Origin of the sequence: Paenibacillus glacialis (assembly GCF_001637205.1) — a bacterium.
Lineage (GTDB): Bacteria > Bacillota > Bacilli > Paenibacillales > Paenibacillaceae > Paenibacillus_AQ > Paenibacillus_AQ glacialis.
The window spans coordinates 127,364-151,937 of record NZ_LVJH01000074.1; the positions used below are offsets into that span (position 1 = coordinate 127,364).

Annotated in this window: 17 protein-coding genes; all 17 read right to left on the reverse strand. The window is 42.2% G+C overall.

Annotation, left to right across the window (positions count from 1 at the left end; translation table 11 throughout):
• Positions 1-91: 91 nt before the first annotated feature.
• The 17 genes from PGLA_RS25925 to PGLA_RS26000 all read right to left on the reverse strand — a co-directional run bounded on the left by PGLA_RS25925 (position 92) and on the right by PGLA_RS26000 (position 24,494).
• Positions 92-2,836, reverse strand: a complete 2,745-nt coding sequence (locus tag PGLA_RS25925; protein WP_068538091.1) for an alpha-mannosidase — start codon at positions 2,834-2,836, stop codon at positions 92-94.
• A 63-nt stretch (positions 2,837-2,899) separates the two neighbouring features.
• On the reverse strand, positions 2,900-6,025 hold the full coding sequence (locus tag PGLA_RS25930) for a beta-galactosidase (protein WP_068538092.1): 3,126 nt from the start codon (positions 6,023-6,025) through the stop codon (positions 2,900-2,902).
• Positions 6,022-7,341: a glycoside hydrolase family 125 protein gene (locus PGLA_RS25935; protein WP_068538093.1), complete on the reverse strand. Its 1,320-nt coding sequence runs from the start codon at positions 7,339-7,341 to the stop codon at positions 6,022-6,024. The genes PGLA_RS25930 and PGLA_RS25935 overlap by 4 nt, the downstream gene beginning before the upstream one ends.
• A 141-nt stretch (positions 7,342-7,482) precedes the next feature.
• Entirely contained in the window at positions 7,483-8,970 is a 1,488-nt protein-coding gene (locus PGLA_RS25940; RefSeq protein ID WP_068538094.1) for an ABC transporter substrate-binding protein, read from the reverse strand.
• An 86-nt stretch (positions 8,971-9,056) separates the two neighbouring features.
• Complete coding sequence (locus PGLA_RS25945; protein WP_068538095.1) at positions 9,057-9,980, reverse strand: carbohydrate ABC transporter permease; 924 nt, start codon at positions 9,978-9,980, stop codon at positions 9,057-9,059.
• A 19-nt stretch (positions 9,981-9,999) separates the two neighbouring features.
• On the reverse strand, positions 10,000-10,929 hold the full coding sequence (locus tag PGLA_RS25950) for an ABC transporter permease (protein WP_068538096.1): 930 nt from the start codon (positions 10,927-10,929) through the stop codon (positions 10,000-10,002).
• Positions 10,930-11,180: 251 nt separating this feature from the next.
• On the reverse strand, positions 11,181-12,755 hold the full coding sequence (locus PGLA_RS25955) for a response regulator (protein WP_068538097.1): 1,575 nt from the start codon (positions 12,753-12,755) through the stop codon (positions 11,181-11,183).
• On the reverse strand, positions 12,748-14,568 hold the full coding sequence (locus tag PGLA_RS25960; protein WP_068538098.1) for a sensor histidine kinase: 1,821 nt from the start codon (positions 14,566-14,568) through the stop codon (positions 12,748-12,750). The genes PGLA_RS25955 and PGLA_RS25960 overlap by 8 nt, the downstream gene beginning before the upstream one ends.
• A 268-nt stretch (positions 14,569-14,836) precedes the next feature.
• Positions 14,837-14,971: a hypothetical protein gene (locus PGLA_RS29520; protein ID WP_281197480.1), complete on the reverse strand. Its 135-nt coding sequence runs from the start codon at positions 14,969-14,971 to the stop codon at positions 14,837-14,839.
• On the reverse strand, positions 14,961-16,151 hold the full coding sequence (locus tag PGLA_RS25965; protein WP_068538099.1) for an alanyl-tRNA editing protein: 1,191 nt from the start codon (positions 16,149-16,151) through the stop codon (positions 14,961-14,963). The genes PGLA_RS29520 and PGLA_RS25965 overlap by 11 nt, the downstream gene beginning before the upstream one ends.
• Positions 16,152-16,364: 213 nt before the next feature.
• Entirely contained in the window at positions 16,365-18,104 is a 1,740-nt protein-coding gene (locus PGLA_RS25970; RefSeq protein ID WP_068538100.1) for a methyl-accepting chemotaxis protein, read from the reverse strand.
• Positions 18,105-18,383: 279 nt separating this feature from the next.
• The gene (locus PGLA_RS25975; protein WP_068538193.1) at positions 18,384-20,219 is read right to left on the reverse strand and encodes a UbiD family decarboxylase; all 1,836 of its coding nucleotides are present in this window, start codon (positions 20,217-20,219) and stop codon (positions 18,384-18,386) included.
• A gap of 133 nt (positions 20,220-20,352) precedes the next feature.
• A complete protein-coding gene (locus PGLA_RS25980; protein ID WP_068538101.1) occupies positions 20,353-21,000 on the reverse strand; it encodes a Vat family streptogramin A O-acetyltransferase in 648 nt (215 codons plus the stop codon).
• Positions 21,001-21,146: 146 nt separating this feature from the next.
• Positions 21,147-21,542: a hypothetical protein gene (locus PGLA_RS25985; RefSeq protein ID WP_068538102.1), complete on the reverse strand. Its 396-nt coding sequence runs from the start codon at positions 21,540-21,542 to the stop codon at positions 21,147-21,149.
• Between the two features lie 241 nt (positions 21,543-21,783).
• Positions 21,784-22,080, reverse strand: a complete 297-nt coding sequence (locus PGLA_RS25990) for a hypothetical protein (protein WP_068538103.1) — start codon at positions 22,078-22,080, stop codon at positions 21,784-21,786.
• Between the two features lie 391 nt (positions 22,081-22,471).
• Positions 22,472-24,178 carry a DUF4127 family protein gene (locus PGLA_RS25995; RefSeq protein ID WP_068538104.1) on the reverse strand — a complete coding sequence of 569 codons (1,707 nt, stop codon included), beginning with the start codon at positions 24,176-24,178 and terminating at the stop codon, positions 22,472-22,474.
• A 127-nt stretch (positions 24,179-24,305) separates the two neighbouring features.
• Positions 24,306-24,494 (reverse strand): hypothetical protein, encoded by a 189-nt coding sequence (locus PGLA_RS26000; protein ID WP_425415423.1) that lies wholly within the window; start codon positions 24,492-24,494, stop codon positions 24,306-24,308.
• Positions 24,495-24,574 lie beyond the last annotated feature (80 nt).

Consider the following 24,574-nt stretch of genomic DNA (forward strand, 5'->3'; position numbering starts at 1 on the left):
ATCAATAAAAAGGGGCTAATCCTCGTCATGTTCACTGACTTGGAATAGCCCCTCTTTATGGTCTCTCTTAAATGATAATATTGCCCTCGTTCTATCGTCGAATACCCACCGTTACGATTTCACAAGGACCCACCTGTAAGGACAAACTGCCGTTCGCCGTGCTTGCGATTGGATTGCTCTCCTCTTCCAGAATCGTCGTCTTGTAGAAATACTGCTGCGGAATAGTCGAACTAAAACTAAGGTCTGTCTTCTGCAGACTCATATTATACCAGCGAAGAAGTAAGTCTCCAGTAGCCTCGTTCATTTTTAGCGAAGAAAATGCAAGTTCCTTGTTCTCCCATTCGAATGGCGTATATACAGGAGCGATCACTCCTTCATGGACATCTGTCTGACACACTGTCCAAGGAATCTGGAATTGGTACGCCTCAGCATAAGCGCCAGAAGTCATACCATTGCCGTTGTGTGGGATGAGCTCCATACGTACGGTATGCTCCCCGAGACATTGCGCTTCCGGTGTCGGGAATAGCCCCCAGTCTCCGAGTTCGCCCACACTACGTAGTAGCGTGATCGCAATGGTATTACGACCATCCCGAAGCACTTCATATTCGTTCAATCCAAAGTTAGCGACCGTTAGGCCCGCTTTCTCATCACTGATATCCACAAAAGCCTGCTGATGTTGCGTGTTACTTGGATTAACCCACTCTGTAGCCGGCTCGATATCCCGCTCAGGAATCTCGAACATGGAATCTACATGAAGCATGGTGGCGTTTAAATCCGTCGGAAACAGCGCACGAACTCGGTGGTCCTTGGCAGGATTATCTATCGTCGTTTCGATGTGCAAGCCCTTACCGCCACGTTCTAAGCTGATTACGGTGCGAAGCTTCAACATGACTGTGCGGTGGCTACGCTGTGCTTTGCGCTCTGGATAGTACACCAATGCCCGCTGCTCCTCGTCCAACTTCTCATCTGCCGAAGCTGGAATTTCCCAGTCATGTTTGATTTCCACAGAGGCCCGATAAGATGTATCTTCCAGCACGGAAATGTTCGCCTTAAGTCCTTTTGTCGTCAAAGCCTGTTCGTTCTCCGGCTGTTTGTACATATACTCGTTACCGATATCACCGGTGTTCTCATACACACCAAGATCATGGTATGTCATACCACTGTTTTTGTCATTCAGTGTAAATGAACCATCCTCTTGGATCTCTACCTTAAGTGCCTCATTCTCCAGTATCCGTTCTCCCTGAAGTAAAGAATCTGCCGCTAAAGGCAATGTTCCGTCTGCACGACGGACCCAAGCATATGAACGAAGACCCAGCGCAGGAACTTCCTCTGATTGGAAGGTAAGTCTTACCCGACGGCACATATACGGCTGGCGGAACTTGTCATCCGGCAAGTCGTAGCCAAACTGAAGACCCAAATCCTTCACCGTGCATGCCAAGGCATCCCCTTGTTCATCTACGAGTACGCGACCATTCAAGTCGAGCTCCTTCATACGGCGAGCCGTTTCTTCCAGAGTGAAGTCTTCCCGCAAATACAGGCGCGCTGCGTCGAGCTCTAAGCTCACTGTACCGGTGCGCTTCCAGCCAGTCATGTTCATGACTACAAGCGGGAGCACATCCTCACCATATTTAGCAAAACCAGACGTGTCCACAGATGATGCGATGACTTGCTTACTATCGTCAACAATGGTCTCCGTTACATGGCGGCTTTTCTCAAAGCGGGTAACCATTTCGCGGTGTACTTCATCTACGCTGCATCCGCAAATGCTGTCATGCGGGTGGTTCTGCATCAGTGTCTTCCATCCATAGGTGAACAAATGATGCGGATAGTCCTTACCCAGCAATTGAGCGAACGAAGCAAGTGGCTCTGCCACCTTCTCCAGCAAGACCTGTCCTTCCTGATTCATTTGTTTCAAATAGACCCGGGCCGATGCCGTATTGACTAGCGTCCCCCATCCGTCCGTGCGTTGACTTCGTAGCTCGCCCTTTACAGACGATAAGTTACTACGATCCATTGCTCCATCTACTGCCTTAAGATAATCCGGAAAGTTTGAATGAACAAACTCGATATCCGGATACAACTTTCTAGCGGTTTCGATCGCTTCCGGCAAATCAAGTTGGACAGGTTGGTGATCGCAACCATTCATGAACAGCAGCTCACTTGTAGATGCGAACTTCTCCGCATCAGCCAGCTTCCGCTCCCAGAATAATCTCGCTTCAGCTTCATCGACTGGCACTTCATTTCCGTTCGAATACCAGTTGGCAAACAGAATCCCGAGCACTTTCGATCCGTCGGGCCCTTCCCAAATGAGTTCAGAGAAAGAAGACTCGTAACCGCCATCGGATACGGTATTATTAAATCCCGTCGGTTTCACACCTCGTCCGAAAAAGGCGTTCGTGATCCCGGATTGCTGCATCAACTGCGGGGTCTGACCAACGAGCCCGAAGGTGTCCGGGAAATAACCGATCTTGGATGGTTCCCCGTATCGTTTCGAGTCCTGATGACCGATCTGCATGTTGCGTACGTTCGCTTCCCCGCTTGTCAGGAATGCATCTTGTAGGATGTACCAAGGTGCAATCAGAAGACGGCCTTCTGTAATATATTTCTGCAGACGCTCTTGATTTTCAGGGCGAACCTGAAGGTAATCTTCCAAAATAATCGTTTGTCCGTCGAGGAAGAAACTTTTAAATTCGCTATCCCCATCCAACTTATCTAGTAATGAATCAACCAACTGAACTAGGCGCACGTGGTGTTTCTCATAAGGTAGATACCATTCCCGGTCCCAGTGGGTATGGGAAATGATGTGGGCAGTCTGACGTTTACTTGGTGTTTCCATTGTATAGACCTCCTAATATGAAGTACGTTCTACGCAGAATCTTTATGTAGAAACGAGAGATGATTATGTTACGTTGATTTCGACTTCCTGTGGGCGATAGACACCCATCAGGGCTCCCGTTATGTCCGTGGCGAAGAGGACAGAACGTTCCTGTTCCAGCAGGAACGTATAGGTCCGACCGGTGAGCGGGTCCTTCACCTCGACCTTCGCATCCAAGGCATACTCCGATACGAAGGTGAAGAGCGCGCCGCTAGCGAAGCTCAACTTGCGTCCGTAGACGCCAGGCAAGTTCCCACCGCTAAGCCATTCAAAGTCACGCTCCACACCAGCAGCCTCCATCGCGTAGCGATATAGCGCAGTCGTAGTGTCACTCCGATCACTCAGTTCAACGGGTAGCGGGCTCCAAATGAGCCTGCCCTTACCAAGCGGAATGTTCACGACGGAATCTCCCATGGAGTTATCTATTGATCCGTGAACGGGTGCTTCCTTTGTCACCTCAGCAATCCGGCGGTGACCGAAAGAGACGGGCAGTGCTTGGCCCTGCAGATCAAGCACTTCTTCGCGGCGCACGTTGCGTAGCTCGTGCTTACCGAGGATATCGCTCAGGCGCTCCGACGGGCGCCAGTAAGCATCAATGCTGAGTGGGCCGGTGGCAAGTAACACCGCTCCGGTCTGCTCAACAATACGGATGAGCTGTTCCATCGCCATATCGTCAAAGTTGTGCGCGCTTGGTAGCATTATTAGTTTCACTGGATTCTTTTCCAAGTCATCCAGATGGTATTCAGAAGCGCCTCGGAAAGGCACTTTAAGATCATACGCAAGAATACGGGTAAGCTGCGTTGTAGCAGCAAAGGCCAACTTACGATTTGAGAAGTCGTTGGAATAAGGGAACACCGCAGCAATCTCTTCCAGCTTCCGATCACCAAACACATCACGGATACCTTCTATAAACTGACCGAAATCATAAGATACGTTCGCCTCCGGCTTCTCGGTTCCATCGGCTCTCAGTGCCCCAATATGGGACTCATTCGCATTATCCATATAGAAATTGGTGTTCCATATCCAGTGCACTGCTCCGGCTCCGGCAGTCCCAAAGGCGTAAGCGTACTTACGTTCCAGCAGATTACGTAGCTCTTGCTCCGAACGTTTGGCCCGTCCATCAGGGGTTTCGACGTACATGACGCCTGTCTCCTGAATTAGGTTTGGCTTGTTCGGTGTCTTCGCGAAGATACCATCCCACATCAGATAATCATTAAACCACCAGGAATGTACCGTTGTGTAATCTACCGCTTCTTCATAGAAGAACGGTGAAGGTCGTTGCGCACCAAGACCTTCATCCTGGCCAACCGTTACCATATGCCCTGGACATTGTTCCTTGATGGTGTCATTTAACTGCTTCGCCCAGCGATTATGCATATCCATTGAGAACAGACAGTAATCAAGCCAACGTGTTCCCCTCTTCGCATTGTGCATATCCTGTACATCGAAGTTAATCTCTCCTGCTTCTGGAAGCTGTGCCGAAGCAAAGCTCGGAAGTTCATCCGGTGTCATGTTCCAGCGTTCCTGAAGCACTTCGATCATGCTATGTCTCGCTTCTAGCCACGCTACGAAAGCTTGGCTTTCAAAGCGATCATGACATGAACTCGGACCATTTGAGAAAATACGTGCCGGATCAAACATCGACGGCTCATTAATCAGATCCCAGTCTACATTCGAAGTGTCTTTATGACGAGAAACGATAGAACGGATGAATCGCTTCTGGGCTTCCACACTTAGTGGGTCCAGATACGGGTTTACCCCTCCCCACGTTTCCGGGGTGAAAGAGAAGAACGTAAAAGTCACCTGAAGGTCGTGCTTCTTCGCAGTCATGATAAAGGCATCAATCGCCCGCAATACATCTTCTGAGATATGACCATCGTCTTGCATCACATTACGATAAGCCGTCCATATACCTGTGCGAATCCAGTTAATCCCTGCCTTGCGCATCTGACCCATATCACGATCCCATACACCGACGTTCGGAAGGAATAGAAATTTCCGTGCTACATCACTGGTCATATAGGTCATGCCTACTACAGGTAGAGGACGTCCACCCTTTATGAAATAATCTCTTCCAGTCGTTACTGGTTCTCCTGCTGCCAGCAGCTCAGGAGCATGGCCCCAGAAACCTTGACGCAGAATCCGAATTTCACCATCATTGGATTCTGCTCGGCATACTATCCGGTACATACCACTGCTGATTTCTAGAGGAACAGGAATACGAACAATGTTCAGTTCAGCATTAGCCTTCATCTCCAAGTTGTGTGACCAGCGCAGGGACGCATCTTCTTCATGCTCTACCATAACCGTAAACTTCCACGTTTCTTCTTTCTTGGAAGATGGCATCACCCGTTCAAGCTGCTGGATCTGAAGTGTCAGCGAGGCGCGTTCTCCTGACTCATAGGACCCGTAATTCGGCTTAATCCAGATCTCTGTAACGCCCTTGGCGCAGAATTCGGCCCATGTGTAGATCGCGGATAGACCCTCTTGTTCCCATAAAAGAGAAGTCGCTGGTATATTTAAGAACAGCCAGCGTGAACCTGCAAACAAACCGAGCGTATTCTCCCAAAGTACTACTGGAGCAGCCGTTTCCCGACCGTCTTGCATAAGTCCCTTCAGTAGCGGATAAATACGTGTACTCATCGGACCCGAGGACCCCATTTGATGTGGTAGATCGCTGGTCTTAGTGGTATGTGGTACAAGGTTCCATGTGTCGGTACTCGCCATGAACAGGGATTCCTGACCCTTAAGCAGTGGAATTACATCCGATGCAGCCAGTGAGTGGATGCGTGAACACTCAACGCGTAGAGCCTCATGGATATACAACTGCTGATGATAAGAAGTCTGTTCCTCCTCTACATGCCATTGCCCATCAACCCGACGAACCGGATGTTTGAATGGCGCACCACCGATGCTGAGTAGCCCACCGCCTCTTTTCAAATAGTCAAGAATGTCTATCCATGCCAATTTAGGAAAATAAGGAGCGTGTAGGTTGATGAAACAACCACCTTCGGTTTCCCGAAGTGTTTCTGCAAGCTGATCCCCATCCACAATAGTGCCGAACCGACTCATAGATTCGATAGCATGCTTAGGTATTGATCCAGAGATCGGAAACTCAGAATCGTAAAATATCACGATCGGTCTATTCATAGAAGACCATCCTTCATAGATTTATACACAAGCTGGGAGAACAGACTATTGGACCAAGCAAACCATTTTCTCGTGAATTGATTCGGATCATCGACATGAAATCCTTCGTGCATAAATCCTGTGTCTGCATCTGTCGCCTCTAACATTGCAATCATTTCCAACTTCTCTTCCTTTGTCGAAGCCGTCAACCCTTGCATGGACAAAGCCATATGCCATATATATCCCTTCGGAGTATGGGGGCTGCCGATGCCTTTAGCCGCTGTACCCTCAAAATAAAAAGGATTCTCCTTGCTCAAGGCAAAACGTCTCGTATTCTGATAGATTTCATCATCTGCCGTGACATATCCAAGATAAGGGATTGACATGAGCCCAGGTGTTCCGGCATCATCCATCAAGCAGTAGTTGCCAAAACCATCTGTCTCGTAAGCATAGATCGGTCCGAATGTCGGATGACGGTAGATACCATATAACTGGATCCCGTGATCAATATCCGCTTCCAGTGCTTTAAGCTCTTCCAGAAATCCGATATCTCGGAATACCCATTCCATAATGTCCTGCATCTGACGTAACGCAACAACAGCGAACATATTCCCTGGAATGTTGTAATGAAAGTCACAAGCATCATCGCTCGACCGGAACCCAGACCAGACCATACCTGTATAATTGACAGGCATACCAAGTCCGTTGTTACGCAATGTGTCTTCAGGAATGCCGTTATTACGCGTAAAACGGTAAGGTGATAATTCGAAATGGCGCTGCTCGGTTCTAAACAAATCGTATATCTTGACCATCGCTGCCTTAAATCCGGCGTCGAATATATCCGTCAATCCTGTTTCTTTCCAATAAGCGTGCGCTAGACGCATGGTGAAACAGAGAGAATCAATCTCGAATTTACGTTCCCACACCCATGGGGACATCTCCGTAATATCGGCCGTGCTCCAATGCCAATCATTAGCCGTCTCATTGAATGCATTCGCGTATGGGTCAATATGAATATATTGAATATGACGCTTGATTAACCCTCCAATAATGCGCTGAAGATCAACATCATTCTTAGCAAATGGGATGTAATGCATGACCTGCTCCACAGAGTCTCGTAGCCACGAAGCCGGGATATCTCCGGTGATCACGAACGTCGTTCCGTCATCCATGAGCTTAGTTGTCGTCTCTAGTGTATTCGGGAAGCAGTTCTTGAACTGCTTCAACAGTTTAGGGCGGTGAGCTAACTTCTCTTCTGCCTCGTTCAATACTTCTTGAATAGCCTGCGGAAGTGGAAACTTCGGCATTGAAATGGTTGGTAGTCTAAATTGTTCCATATCTTCACTCCTTCATATTATATAAATGGGATTAATTTCAAAGTTATATTGGTATTCCAATTCAGTTCTCAATTCACATAGAGCAAACGGACAGCTATGCTGCCCGTTGCCATTAATCATTATGGATTACGTTACATAGCATTATTTCTTTGTTGCTTTCCATTCATCAAATTGCTTTTGAACTTCTGCGATTACTTTATCAAGTCCTGCTTCTTTGAATTTCTTTGTTGCTTTTGGCAGATAAACTTTAGGATCTACAGACCCTGTGAATAGTGCAGGAATAAATTCTTTAGATACGTTATTGATTGCTGCTACTTCTGTTTTTACAGGTGTTGAATCAAATGCAAAACCGAATGTAGGTGCCTCTGTTGCTGAATCATTAAACTTCTTGAAAGCATCCCATTTATCAGCAGGCTCATCCGCATGCAGATAAGTCAGGTACATATTTCCAAGCGAGAAGCCAGGCATGGCATAACTATCCTTCATTGCAGGTAGATCTTCAATGACATTTTCAGAAATTTTCTTATAATGTGTGCCTTCGATACCATAGTTGATCAAATTACGTAAATATTTATCTGTATTCAAGAGATTCAAGAACATCATCGCACGATCAGGGTCACCTGATGTTACTGAAATACCATGCATGGAACCTGCTGCAGACTGCGTATACACATAAGGATCATGCATCGGTGAAGATACAATTTCGTAGCCTGCTGGACGAGACCAACCCTTATCGGCATAAGGCTGTGTAATTTCACGATCTGCAAACCATTGACCTGTTTTTATGTTGTCAATACCATCGAGTGTCGCTACATCTGGACGTAAGTAACCAGCTTGGTAGAATCTACGCATGGTGTCTAACGATTGTTCCAATTCAGGTGTTTCAAGGACGTTAACGACCTTGCCATCTTTGGAATCCATGTACACACCAATTGGCAATTCATCACCTAATACATAGTCAAATGGTAGGTATGGTTTATAGTTCTTAGCAACAGCTAGCGGTGTAATATTACCAGGCTCGCTCGCTTTAATCGTTTTAAGTAACGGCTCTAGATCTTCCAATGTACGTACATTAGAAATATCCATCTTGTATTTATCTAGATATTTCTTATTGAAGCGCCATACCCATTGCTGCCCTAGCTCCTTATTTACAGGAACGCCGTAGATTTCACCTTTAATTTTAGTCCCTTCTAAGAAACGGGGATCCAAAGCTGCTTTAGTTTCTTTTCCATATTTATCTAATAAATCATTCAATCCCATGAAAGTTCCATTAGCTGCATTACGGCGGAAATCATTCGTCCAAGATGCTGTAAATGCGATGTCATACGGCTCACCAGAAGCTGTAATGACTTGCATCTTCTTGTCGTAATCGCCCCAATCAAACATGGTAATATCCAAGGTTGCATTAATTTTTTCTTTTGTATATTTATTAATTTCGCCCAATACAAGATTCAAATCCTTTTGTGGTCCACCAATTAAATACATCTTCAACTCATAAGGCTTTAATCCTGATGGATGTGCCGTTGTAGCTTCTTCTTTCGTTTTATTGTTCGAACCACATCCAGCAAGAAGACCAGAAAAAAGCATTGTTCCAACAAGAGCGAGCGTTAAACTTTTTTTCACTTTCATTTCTATTTTCCCCCTAATAGATTGATGAACTCTTTATTTATATCGATTCCTCAAAAAGGAATACGAATAAATACAACTTAGAAGTGTTATTCCTTCAAAGAACCGACTGTTAAGCCTTGAACGAAATACTTTTGGAAGAACGGATAAGCTAAAGCAATCGGCAATGTAGCAAGTACAACCATCGCCATACGAACCGTTTCCTTCGGCATTGTCGCTGCAATCTCAAAACTTGATCCCATCTGCATACTGTTCTGAATAACGAACTCCATATTATTCTGAATACGCATTAGCATGGCTTGAAGCGGTACAAGCTTCGCATCATCAATATACAACAGTGCATTAAACCAATCATTCCAATAGCCAAGCGTACAGAACAATCCGATGGTTGCAATACCCGGCAATGAAATCGGAAGTACAATTTGTACGAACGTCCGTAATTCCCCGGAGCCATCAATCTTCGCAGCTTCAACTAGTGCATCAGGCACTGTCGTCAGGAAGAATGTACGCATTACAAGAATAAAGAATGCATTCATCGCAATCGGTAATATCAAAGCCCAAATCGTATTGTATAGATGTAAAAATTGTGTAGCCACGATATAGTTTGGAACCATTCCGCCTGAAAATAACATCGTAAAGAATGCGAAAAAGCTGAAAAAATTACGATAACGGAACGTTCTTCTCGAAAGGACATAGGCATAGGTTGTAATTAAAATTAAGCTAATGATCGTTCCTATGACAGTAACCGTCAATGTGACTCCCAATGAACGAAGCAATTGATCACCCGTGCTAAAGACAAACTCATAAGCCGCCATACTAAATTTATCTGGTATTAAGCTAAAGCCATTTATAGCGAGTACCTTCTCATCTGTAAAAGAAATTGCAATGACAAACAAAAACGGAAACACACAAGTAAAGGCAAACAATCCAATCATAATGTTTAATACCACATTCCAAAAGGAAGAAATGGCGTTGTTGTCGACTTCTTTTTCCTTAGGCTTGAATATCCTCATAACGTCACTGCCTTCCTTTCTAGAATATAGCGTTTTCTTTGCTGATCTTCTTCACAATATAATTTGTCAACATAACTAAGATAAAGCCTACAACCGATTGATATAATCCTGCTGCTGTACTCATACCTAGGTTACCTGTTGTACTCATGCTTCGGTAGATATACGTATCGATAACATTCGTCACCGAGTATATAGCACCGGAATCCCGTGGGATTTGATAGAACAAACCGAAGTCAGATCTAAAGATACCGCCAATCGCTAGGATGGTTAGAATGATCATTAATGGTTTAAGTAAAGGAAGCGTAATATATTTAATTTGCTGCCATTTACTGGCACCATCAATCATAGCCGCTTCATAGTAAGACTTGTCGATGCCCGCAATTGCGGCTAAGTAAACTACGCTTGAATAACCAATTGATTTCCAAATCCCCATAAATATGATGATAAATGGCCAGAAGCGTGAATCCGCATACCAAGAAACTGGGTCGCCTCCAAAGAAAACAATAATTTGATTCAATATCCCTTTATCTACACTTAGGAAGCTGAACGTAAAGAAACCAATAATGACCCAAGACAAAAAGTAAGGCATGAACATCGCTGTTTGATAAACTTTAGCCATCCTTTTGTTTACAAGCTCATTTAATGCGATCGCAATGGTAACCGCCAGAACAAGACCCAAAAAGATCAAAGCTACGTTATAAAGAATCGTATTTCTTGTAATGAGATAGGCATCTTCTGTTGAAAATAAAAATTTGAAATTATCAATTCCAACCCACTCACTATTTAAAACGCTTGCAAAGAAACCATCCCGATGAATTTTAAAATCCTTGAACGCAATAATGGTTCCAAACATCGGTAAATAACAGAAAATCAAAAACCATAATGTCCCCGGCAATACCATAAACCACAAAGCTTTATCATTTTTTAAGCTTTTGAAAAATGCAGACATTTTTTCTACATCCCCCTTCTCTATCCCCCAAAAAAAATCACCTATAAAACCCACATACCCTTTAGACCCTTTTTCCTTGCCCCCTAATACTATCTTTAATAATGCGCTATAAAAGCGTTTTCATAAAGTTGAAAAACTCCATAATCATATGTAAAAATTAAAGATCTAACTATAAAAAAAAGAGAAGTTTCTCTTTACCAACGCTCGTGAACCCCTTATTGAACGCGATCATGGGAACTCCTCTATTGATTCTAAGCTTTTGTTTTTTTGTACATATTTCGGAGTTCTGTCGGGGATACCCCTACTGACTTTTTGAACTGCCGATAGAAATAGGTTGGATCTAAGTACCCTACTTCGTTCGCGATTTCATTGGTTAACAACGTCGTTTGAAGCAGCAGTTGTCTTGCCTTTTCAATTCGAAACTGATTCACATAATCAGAGAAACTACTCCCCATTTCTTTCTGAAATAGCTGTCCCAAATAATTGGGATGCATGTCCATTCGCTGACTGAGCGTTTTGAGTGATAGCTCTTCTCGAAAGTGTTTGCTAACTTGGTCAACCATATATCTCGTATTCGCACTCAAATGATCATCCACTAACGATAATTGGTCGAGCGTCACTTTCACACTCTCCTGTACATGGTGAACCAACTGCTCGATCGTATCTATGCGGAGTAATGGATTAAACACCGCACTATAATCAGAATTCTTCTCTATATTTTTTGCGATCAATATTAATTTAATGGCTACGTTGTAAGTATCTATGCGAGTTAACATCGTACAGCCTAACAGCTTTTCAAACGTTTCTCCGATAAATTGGTTCGTTGCCTCCCGCTCTCCAGATAACAATAATTTAGTGAATGCTTCATAATCAATTTCAATCTTCTCCATATGTAAATCCATAATCGGTAGTTGATCCACATCAACAATCGGATAGCCAGGCAACATGAGATGATCTACATATAAACTCTTTGCTTTTTCATAACTTCGCGGGACATCTTGATAACGATGTTCTTTGCTTCCTACCGTAATCCAGACGGACTGTTCCAGTTCACGCATAATTTCATACTGCATTTGTTTCAGGACACTATATATCCTTTCTTTGTTCTCATCTTCAGAATTCTCAGCAATAATTACAACAAGATCGCCTTCCCTATCCACAAATATATAGACCGTCCCCAACTCACCTACGGACTGCATAGCGATGCGGTAACATTGTTCCATGAGTTGATTTCGTCGCATGTTAAGCTGGGTTTCATCTCCCTCATGTTCCGTAATAAGTCGAATGGCAGCTACCGTAAAAAATGGACAGTTCAGCGAAATATTCAATACTTCTGAACGATGCTGTAGCTCTTGTGGGTCTATCTTTCCGCTCACCCAGCGATTCAAAATATTGTTGCGTAGATCTTGCCAATCCCCCATAGCACGAAATCGATTAACATCTTCCTGATTCAGGACTTCAGTAATATGTTGAATGGTCGATTCCAATTCCTTTATATTAATCGGTTTAAGAATATAGTTTTCAATACCGAGACTCATTCCTGCTTTTAAATACTCAAATTGCTCATACCCGCTTAAGATAATAAATCTCATTTTGGAATCAAAGAGTTTTACTTGTTGAATCAGTTCAAGTCCCGTAAGCTTTGGCATCGTAATATCCGTAATTAATATGTCTATGGCTTCGTTATGGTTTTGCAAAAATACTAAAGCTTCTTCTCCATTACAAGCTTGTCCAGCGATTCTTAATCCATAATCTTCCCATTCGATGACCGAACGTAATCCTTCAAGAATAAAAGGTTCGTCATCTACGATAAGTACGTTACGCATGATTCGTAATCTCCCTTACTGCTGGTATATTCAAAATGATTGTGGTTCCTTTATCTACTTCACTTGCAATCACTAATCCATATTCAGTTCCATAATAAATTTTAATTCTTTCATTCACATTACACAGTCCCACTGAGGAAGGAAGCGCATCCATTTTTATATTAGCTTGAAGCATTTGTTGCAACTCCGCCAGTTTGCTGGGCATAATTCCTTTTCCATTATCACTTAAAATAATCTGAATTAACTCATCGGATTCAACAACCTCAATTCGAATCAGATTGTCGGAACGCTCAGGTCGGAATCCGTGAACAATATAATTCTCAATGATCGGTTGAATAAGCAGTTTGACGATAGAGCAATTCATGACTACTTCATTTATCTGTAACTCAATTTGGAGCCTATTCTCATGTCTAATCTGGAACAACTCAAGATACAGCTTACAGTATTCAATTTCATCGGCGATAGTAACAATCATACTTTTCTTAACTATACTTCGGAACAATGTCGACAATATGTAAATCATCTGGCCTACATCTTTCGCCCCTTGCGAAATCGCCCTCATTCGAATAACCTCAAGCGTATTATATAAAAAGTGCGGATTAATCTGCGATTGAAAAGCAACCAATTCAGCATTTTTTTGCGTAATTTCCGAGATATACACTTTATTAATATACAGTTCTAACCTTTCACACATATAGTTGAAATTGTTGGCAATGAGCTGTAATTCATCCTCCCTATGAAGATGAATACGTGTGCTTAAATCACCTTCTTGTAAACGCTTCATTGCTTTAATAATGATCTTTACTTTTTTAGAAAAACGTAAGATAATACCGTACGTAAAAGCCATTGCTATGATTATAAGTGTAGTCGTTATTCCGATAATCCAGTTTCGTACACCACTCATATCTGTATTTATCTGTGACTTTTGAATAATCCCCGCTACAATAAGACCTGAGCTATTCGTTGTATTTAAATAAACCTTGGATGGTTCATCCAGTGCAGCCCAGCCGTCCGAATAAAGACCTGCCATATAGGGATAATGCTGTCCGCCATACCCTTTCATCGAGTCATACATGACATCTCCTACTGGCGTTAGAACCAGCAGTTGCCCATTTTGCTCTGTACGCTTTGATCCTAACCATTCAGAGATAGACTTGGAATCAAAATCTATAATGAGCACACCAATCGTTTTCAATGAAATCGGATCTTTAATTTCCCTAGACATCGTATATAAATTGTCAGCATCCCCCCTTTCATTCCTGATAAATGAATTATTTTTTTCCGAGAGCCATCCATTTTTCGGTAAGGGCGCTTGTTGATCAGCATTATCTATTTCGCTCATGTAGACTTGCCGTGTATTATTGTTATATAAATAATAAAATTCCTTCTCTGTACTGTATAAGATGATATTTTCAACACCCATTTGCTGCTTCAGATAGTTTTTAAAATAAGTATCGAAAGTGCGTGGTAGAAAGCTCCCAATTTCTGAATAGCGATTTAAACGGTATTTGAGATACGCCTCATAATCATGTTGCAAGAAATAGGCCAAATCCTCACTTAAAGATGCATCGCTATACATTTGTTGGATGGCCAATTGAATGCTTTCGTATTGCTGATTCATGTACAGACTTACGTAATCCAGCGCCTCTCGATTGGCATCTACATGTTCGCGGGTTATGGTTTGTTCATAATACTTATAAACAGTAATTGATGATGCTATCAACGTAATAATGATGATCGATGAGTAAATAGCCAAAATTTTATTGAACAGTTTGCGTTGTAAATGATAATGATAAAATTTCTTTATATTCATCAAAGCTGCCTTCTTTCCATAGTTATCCTTTAGGACTAGAAGTTTAACATCCCCCTGCTTTATCTGCAATGGAAGCGCACACATTTTTTATATGTAAAATTATGGACCTTGATTATTTTGCTTCAAATCGATTATAGTTAATTTCTAATCCCCCACAAACCTAACTACAACCCATTTGATCTATCGTCTCCCACCACAAGTTTGGGAGGTTATTACTCACGTTTCTAACTAACCATAAACTTAATTCCCGACTACAAGAACTTTCCGACTATTCCTCCAGTTCATGGTGACTGATTTCGGAAGCCGCAAGCAGAGAAAAGACTGGAAAAGGATCGGGATAATCCCCAATCCATTTCCAGTCTTTAGTGATTTTGTAGACAGCAATTAGAACTTTAATGCTCACTATGTGTGATGTTCAGTGTTTCTCTTGTAAATTCATAGAAAGTAAAAGCATCCTCCCAGGTCGGGAATCCAGCCTGTGCCATTTTATCGCTACCTCCACCTTTTCCATTGAATGATCCCAAGTTTGCTTTGAAGAACGCCCCACATGAAGGGTCAAAACTGCCATTATGCGCAAAAACAACCTTATTCTCCGTAGCAGTAGCAAGTAGTACCGGCAGATCACTATCTGCAGTCAGCTTAACCGCTAGGTTTTGTAAATCTTTAAGTGACTTGTCCTCAAAAATATGAGCCAGCAGACTGCCCTTACGATTGGATAACAATTCCTGTGCCACATAACTATCATTGTTCTCCTTAAGAGAAGCCAGCTCGGCCTGAAGCTGTCTCTGCTCATTCTCCCACTTTTCTACCCGGTCAATAATTTCATCTTTACCCGTATTGAATTTGGCAGACAAAGTGCCCAAAATGCGCATGCTTTCATTAAATTCCTCTAAAGCGCGGTATCCGCATTTGAAGTAAATTCGAGTGTTCCCCTTCTGCTTGTCCGCCTTCATCAACTTGATCATGCCAATTTCGCCCGTTGACGAGACATGTGTCCCTCCGCATGCGTTGTATTCCACGTCTTTAATTTCAACAATACGGATATTTTCTGTCACTTTAGGCTGTTTGACAAGCTGTAAGCGAACTACTTCTTCCCCCGTAACAAAATAACTAATGATGTTGTGGTTCAGATAAATTTGTCGGTTCACTTCATTTTCGATGCAAGTCAGTTGATCCGCAGACAGTTCTGGTTGTTCCACATCAATAGTCGCAGAATCAGTACCCAGATGGAAACTTAAGGTTATTGCCTGATATAGATCACGGCACACTGCCGAGAGCAGATGCTGCCCACTGTGCTGCTGCATATGGTCAAATCTTCTGGTCCAATTAATCTGGCAATTTACTACCTCGGTCTCTTCTGGCAGACGCGCCAGCTTATGTAGTATTTCATCTCCTTCACTGATCACATCAAGCACAGGAATTCCATTAATAAAACCTTCATCACAGGGCTGTCCGCCCCCATCCGGATAAAAAGCGGTCTCTTCTAGAATGACATAATACCCGTCTGCTCTTTCCATGGTTTTGTTGACGCCTGTTTGCCATTCGGTCAAATAGGTAGAATCGTAATATAGCTTTTTAGTCATGACTATCTTCCTCCCTGTTCTTCGCATCCACCGATACCCACATCATCATCTATTCAGATGGTCTTCAAGCATTCTATCCCATATTTGTTTGCTGATCAATGCTACAGGAGTTTCGTCAATATTTCACCTAAAAAAAGGTACCAATCTCCACTTCGAATTGACTAGCAAAAAAACGGCATCTCTGCCGTTTCAACTTGCTATTATCTACTCTATTTATTCTAATCTAAACTTTCCGATTTCTTTCTCAAGATCATGTGCCATATCACGAAGGGTTGTTGCGGAACTCGAAATCTCTTGCATCATGGCCATTTGTTCCTCGGAAGAAGCGGCAACGTTCTGAGAATTTTGTGATGCATTTCTGCCTATTCTAGCAAGTTCTTCGAGTGAAGCAGCTACCTGCTCGCTTCCAGCGGACATTTGTTCCGAGGCAGCCGATACTTCATACACTTGTTCATTGACGCTATGTAGAGCCCCAACAATCTCTTGGAACGTCTCTCCTGCCTTATACACCGATTGTATCCCATGTGTAACTTGACTCATGCTTGTATTCATAGCTGACGAAGCACGATCGACATTCGTAGCGATATCATTTAACAAAATTGAAACCTGCTGAGAAGAGTTATGTGATAACTCAGCCAGGTCCCGAACTTCTTTTGCGACAACAGCGAACCCTTTCCCGTGTTCTCCCACTCTCGCTGCTTCAATAGAAGCATTCAGTGCAAGCAAGTTTGTTTGTTTTGCAATATTCGTAATAATGGAAAGGATTTTTTCGATTTCTTGAGAACGCTGCTGCAACTCAGCCAATATATTCACGGTATCTGATACCGACGAATGAATAGCTTCCATTCCATTAACCGATTGATGAATGACTTTATTACCTTGCTCTGCGTTTCCTGTAACTTCATTAGCATGTTCGGACAGTCTTGATGAGGACTCCGCAATTCGCTGGATTCCAATAGCCATTTCTTCCATGGCAATTTGGCTTTCCATAGCCGACTGCATTTGTATTTCCGAGCCGGTGGCCACCTCTTGAATAGAATCCGCAATTTCTTCCGATGCCTTTGCAGTCTGATCCGCACTCATCGTCAAAGCCCTCGAGGATGTTGTAACGTTTGAAGATGTCGTCTGTACGTTAAGAACTAGTTGACGAATATTACTGATCATCGTGTTAAAGTTATCTGACAGTATTCCAACCTCATCCTGATTGTTAACAGGTATCTTCACGGAAAGGTCTCCCTCTGCTACCTGTCTACTCAGTTCAGACAACTTTCTGATAGGGCGTAGTGTAATTCGCACTAGATAAATGGTCAACGCTACAAACAGAATAATAAGAACTGCTCCAATGATAATCGTCATTTTCAGCTGAGAATTTTGCTTTTCCTGTAATACGCCGTAGTTGAAGTCGACTCCGAATATCGCGATCCTGTTCCCATTATCATCGTTAATCACACTGACAACACTTACCCATTCCCCTAATTCATCTGTATAAACATCCGAAGATGCATATCCGTCTTTCTCCATCTTATCTAAAGCTGAAGCAAAAGCCCCCTTCGCTTCATAGGTAGTACCTGGTAACTGACCCCCGTCGTACAATTCTTGGTTACCAAGTAGTAATTGTATCTTTTTAATATCTCCACTTGTCTTCACATCCGGCATATAAATATAACTATTCGCTATCAATTGATTTTCTTTCATACTATCTAACTGCCGCTGCAATTGTTGAATACTTTCTTCCTTCAAGAGCTTGTCTGAAGCGATCAAAGATTTTGCTTTCTCAATCGTAGGAATATTCTGAACCATCAAATTGTGTAATGTCCATTCCATCGTCGACAATTCCTCATCTTGCTGCATTCGTAAGCGTTCGAAAGAAATATAAGCCATCGTACTCCCGAGTAAAAAAAACAACAACGATAACACAATGCTTGATTTAAATATTAAACTTTTCTTTTTCATTATATGCCTCCTAGTCATTCTATGAAGTATTTAATTTGTGATATTTCAGATATGTGATACTCTCTTATATCGGCATTTAATTCTCTGAATTGTATAGTCCTTTTTTACAAATAAACAACTGTTACAATTCGTCCCCAAAGATAAATATTTCGAATCATTGCACAGCTTTCATTCGGATTAGGCGCAAACAAAAAAACGGCATCTCTGCCGTTTCATCTTGCAAATAGTTGTAAAGAACCAACAATCACTTGGAACGTCTCTCCCGCTGTTATACCCTTTTCATTCTATCTTTAAACCGCCCAAGCTAGCTCCTTTAACAAATAATCGCTCGATGTTTTTTGCTACCGTTGGATCGGCTATTAATGGAGGTGCTTGATGAGGCTTGGTACGTGCATCAATAATCACATTATCACAAGCCCAATGCTTGTTCTCATAGCGACTATTCACACCATAAATGTCATGGGAAGGGTTGCTACGCGTGAATGTAACCCACAGGAAATTCTGAATTGTCGCACTTATGAATGAGCTGTCGTCACTCAGAATAATCATCGGACAAGATGAGATTGATCCCTTGGCTTGAATAGCATCCGATAAACCTTGTAACTCTTGTTGTGCTTGACTATAATCGATGAATTTAGACCCTTGAATCACTACAATCCCTGGCATCACTAATTGTGCATTTTCGAATCCACGGATTTCTTTTAACGCATCGGGAACTTCTCTGCATAAATCTCTCTTTTTATCTCCATAAGCTGCGAATACCACTTTGCTACCACTATTTAAACCCGTACCTGAATAATCAAGCGTATCAATGGTCGTATTAGTATAGAAATGAATATCTCGATTAAGATCAATCCGTTCCAAAATATACGTTAAAAAATTCACTTCATGATGCGAGTCTACGGGTTGATTTTCTTCAGCCGTTATAAATAAATACTTCGCTAGGCTCAATTGACCTGTACCTAATATACGATTGGCTATCGTGAGTATCTCAGTCGGCTGTTTCACTTTCTGGTAAGGGGTATATCGCTCACTGCCTATGGCAAACAGCAACGGATGTACACCAGCCGCATCGACAGCATGTACTTCTTTGACACCTGGAATTTCTTGTTTGATCGCGTCACCCGTTAACTCATGAATGAGTTCACCAAAGGCAGTATCTTCTTGCGGTGGACGACCCACAACGGTAAATGGCCAGATGGCATTAGGTTTAGCATACACTTTATTTACTTTCATTACTGGAAAAGGATGGGTAAGACTGTAATAACCCAAATGATCTCCAAAAGGACCCTCAGGTTTCGTGTCGCCAGGATGAATTTCTCCCGTTATTACAAAATCAGCATCGTTACTGATACAGTAACCATCAACATAGCTGTAACGAAAATTCCGTCCTGCAAGCAGTCCAGCAACCGTCATCTCACTCAGACCTTCTGGTAAGGGCATGATCGCTGACAACGTGTGCGCGGGAGGACCTCCTACAAAACAACTCACTTTCAAAGGCGTTCCTAGCTTATTCGCCTTAGCTTGATGTACGCCTATTCCACGGTGAATCTGATAATGTAAACCAATTTCTTTATTCTTTTCATATTCATTACCACTCAGTTGAACACGGTACATACCTAAATTAGAATTCATAATTCCAGGCTTCTCCGGATCTTCTGAATATACTTGTGGCAATGTGATAAAAGCACCACCGTCCATTGGCCAGTGTTGGATGTGTGGAAGATCGGATATTTGAATTTCCTGTGCAGTTACCGGAAGACTCCCAAACTTTTTCAAAGGTAGAGCTTTCATTGCCGCAAATCCATTTCCGATATTTCTAAAAGGTTGTTTCAACGCTTTCATAGGATCGTCGCGCAGAGCCATTACATTCTGTACAGATGCCCAGGTATTTCGGAAGATAAACTTGCTGCGCTCTATTGTACCAAACAAGTTGGAAGCCGCTCGGAACTTCGAACTTTTTACATTTTCAAATAACAACGCAGGACCGCCAGCCTCATATACTTTCATATGAATCGCAGCCATTTCAAGGTAAGGATCCACTTCTTCTCGAATACGAACCAAATGCCCATTTTTCTCTAAGTCGATAATACAATCTTCCAAATTGCGATACAATTGAATGACTCCAATCTGTACTGATAGGTTTAGTGAATACAAATTCTCTCCCATATGTGGGAGTCTTATTCTATTTTACTAACGTTAAAATAAGTTCAAGGTAGTTGTCAAACGAAAGCAGGATGGTTTCCTATTAATCATTTAATAGCATCTTTAATGTGGCAATATCGTTAACGGATACTAATTGCTCGAGATGATCAAATAACTTGTTCTCATCCCAATTCCACCATTGAAGCTCCAACAAAAGTGTAATCATTTCATCACTGAAACGTTTTTTAATAACACTCGCAGGATTGCCACCAACAATGGTATAGGGTTCAACGTTCCTTACAACCGTTGAGTTCGTAGCAACAATAGCACCATCCCCAATGGTTACTCCCGGCATAATCGTGACATTCTGTCCCAGCCAAACATCATTGCCAATCAACGTATCGCCTTTGAAAGGCAACTCTTCTAACATTGGAGTGACCTTCTCCCAACCTCCTGCAAAAATATTGAACGGATATGTTGTAAACCCATCCATCCGATGATTAGCACCGTTCATAATAAAAGTAACCCCTTCGGCGATCGCGCAGAACTTTCCAATAATCAGCTTATCACCTAGAAACTCATAATGATGCTGAATATGATCATAGAAGTTCTCTGGTGAGTTGGAATTGTCACTGTAATATGTATAATCGCCAATCTCAACATTTGGCCTGCTTGGTAAGTTCTTAATGTAACAAACGGTTCTAATATTCTCATTTGGATAAAGATTATGTTTATTCGGAGCTGTCGTCATAGCTATACTTCCTTTCAAATGCATTCTGTTACTATCATCTAATAACTCCCTAATGAGGGAGGTTATTAGTTAGTATATTATCTTTATGATCAACTTTAAAGTAGCCGCTACTGAAATTTGACATCAATTTTGGCTTATTGGCATTTTCATAGGGATTCACGTTTAGAGAATTGTCTTTCGACCAATGCCCAATTTTGTGTGCTGACATTCCATTTCTTAACGTAAATTTGACTGACATTTTGTTCGTTTTTTTCTGCCCATGCTGCATATATTTCTTCGTTAATCGCAATAAGATCAGGTGAGGTTGCTTCATAACCGAGTTGATTCACACTGCCTCCACCAACCTGCGTCCAAGTACGAGGTAAAACAGCCCCGTTGTTAGGCATATGTATAGATGCGGTTGCTGGACACTTCACATCAACGCTCACCACATCAGAAGGCTGTTTGACACCCTTGTCTCGAGCTCCAACATTCGTCGTTTCAGCAAATGCTGTCCCTCCATATGAGAGCAATAGGCATAACACCACCCCTATTGAGACCATTTTATTCAACCACTTTTTTTGTTATCCTGTTTGTTATTGGATACACGATGTCCACTCCCTTTCATCAAGAAACACATTCGTCATATTCTATCAAAAGGTGCTCACAAAATTCTCATGAAACAACGAACGATGTCGAAATCAACAATATTAGTATAACTTCTCACAACAAAACAAAAAAACGGCAGAGATGCCGTTTTTTTGTTTTGTTATCTAGCGGAGCTGAACCTTGGAGATAAACCGATTAGAACATGACTGGCGCTCCACCCAATACATATTTTTGTCCGAGTTCTGTAATACCGTAGATCAACAACCAGAGAGCTTGATCCACTTCTACTTGACTTGCCTTTTCATCAACAATGATTCGATGCGCGTCTCCTTTAAAAGCACTGAACTGTGCCCATCTGGATGTTTGATGATTCATGCTCGGATCTACATAAGCCACTGCGTCCGTAATCTGATCAGCAAATGCTACTGCTTGCTTAAGCTTCTCTATATTTACACCTTCTTTTTTAACCTCATTACATACCAACTTGCTCACACTATACCGATCACTTAGATTCGTATATTGTAACGTTGCTTCGAGTTGTCCTTTGTGAACCCCTTGACTTGATTTAACTCTGCCGCTAGCTGATCTGAGGTTTGCTTTTCTCCTTCATTTTTCCCATACCTATTATATCGACCGTGATTTCACAAATCTGTTTAGTCATTTAGTTTTAATTTTAGGTTACTCTTTCGACTATCTGAAGCCCCTTGATATTGAAAACATAGTACAAGTTAGACTTTTTTTTATCAAATACTACTCATTTATAGTCTCTTTAGCCCAGTATTCTATCTTGAGGTCCATACAAGCCTTCCTTAGATACTTCACATATTTAATTAAAAACAACATGGATTTTTCTCAGAACACTGCTCATTTAAAAAGAAACACATCATTCTAACATTACTTTAGGATTTAAAGTGATTTCAAAAACACGTTCCCACATAAAATCAGGATTTGCATACGCAAGCGAAGCACTCATATATTCTGAAAAAGACCACGTTGACCCGCTAATTTCACGTACATTGCTTGCTGCACTTGTAGAGCCGATCATAAAAGCATTTTTACCTGCAAGGGTGTTCATGTATGTCTGCATCCGATCTCGCAAAAGGATATTCATATGGTTGTAGTCACTCGTTGAGTTGAATAATCCCATATTTTGATCAGGGTAAAGAACGTTCGTGTAAAGTGTATGATTTCTGGAATAAGTCCGAATTTCGGCAATGGCTACAGATTTATAGTAGTAATCTTTCAAGAAACGTTTGAACAGAAGCGATCCATGCGCGTTCACTGCCTTATGAAGGGCTACGGGATGCGTTTCAGTTACTAGATACGCGTAACGTGCCTGCCCCATTCCGAGTGCAATCCCGATTTTGTTCCCTGCGGTATTCCACCCACTATATCCTAGAAGGCCTCCGGTGAATGGACAGCTGAGTAATGCCTCAGTTACCGTCGCATTAGCTGCACCTTTAGCCACAAAATCAATGACGATCGTCGGGATGCGGGCGTTACTATTAGATTGAATACGACTCACCGAACTAGATACTTGATTTGCATCCGTAATAGCAACGATCTCAAGGTCATACGAGCCACTCGTGACAAATTGTCCCCCGATCATTTCAACGTGACGCTGAATATTTTGATGTACGGTCATATACTCGTATGTGTTAATGATCGTTGAACCATGAGGCCCATAGTATTGCACCATATAGCGTAGCTTTGCACCCCCACGATACAATTGGTTCGCCATGCGAGCCATGAGCGAATGTCCTAACCCATCTGCGTCAGGAAGAATAATGGCTCGATCTGGATTCTGACCTTCCTTACCGCCACCTAGCCACTCGTTGATGCGCCCTTCAATAAAAGTAATTTCGTTCGCCTGCACCCCTTGGGTAGAGGAATCATCGACACCAATCGCAAGGAAGTCAATATAACCCAACCGGGCAAGTTGATCTAGGATATAATAGTTCGACTTAAATTTATGGCGTCGTGCGTTATAATATTGCTCCTTGTTGAAATAGACCGTATCCCCAAAAGTAGTGTTGTCCGGTTTCGTATTATAACCGTTAAGGATGTCGGTGAAATCAGTGAAGCTTTGTCGTGGCTGTTGGCTGAAACTTCGCGACTCCGTATACGCATCATAATCTTGCCCCTCAACATACGCTGATGTAGCCAGTCGCATAACGGTATCCAGAACATAGACTGGCTTGCTCGGATAACATTGCTTGACTTCACGAATAACGTCTAACAAATTTGTCGTGGAAGCATCGTAGTTCGGATATGTCCCTTCATCGTTTGTGCGAAGACGTCTGCTACCAATTAATCCCCCATAAGCGAGCATATCAGTCGAGATAATGAAGCCATCCACAGAGGACGCGTTATTCAGAATGAATTGCCGAATGTTCGACGTTTTTCCAAAGCTGGGTGAACTGGTTCCTAGTAACGTAGATCCTGAAGTTTTTTTTTGTGAGTCTAAGCGGTTCTTAATATCGTTAATACTCGGCGTAATGACTTCAATTCCGGCCGATCTCCCCTGTACAATGACATCATCCAAATTAACTGGGCGGTCGTCTAGTGGTACATATAGAACTTTTTTCATTATCAACAACTCCTACATTCGTGATAGGCCACATAAGTCTCTACTACTCTTTATGTTTGTGCCTTCACTTATATAGGTAATTCACGATTTAAAAAAACAACCGGCAATAAAAATTTCTTTTATTGCCTTATTTACTTTCCTTCTTTTCTGCACGCTCAATAGATTGAATTGTCTCTGCCAGTTGATTCAGAGAAATATCTAACTTGTCCAACTTCTCTCCGATCGTCTGTAAGACATAGCGAATAAGAATAAAACATAGTGTCACCGGGAATCCAACATTAGTTACTAATGAAATCAAGTCCGTGATCTGCATCATTACTCACTCCCTTCTTCCGTTATTTACTTGATAGGCAATCTATTTATTAATTTCACAACCAAAACTTACAAATAAATGGT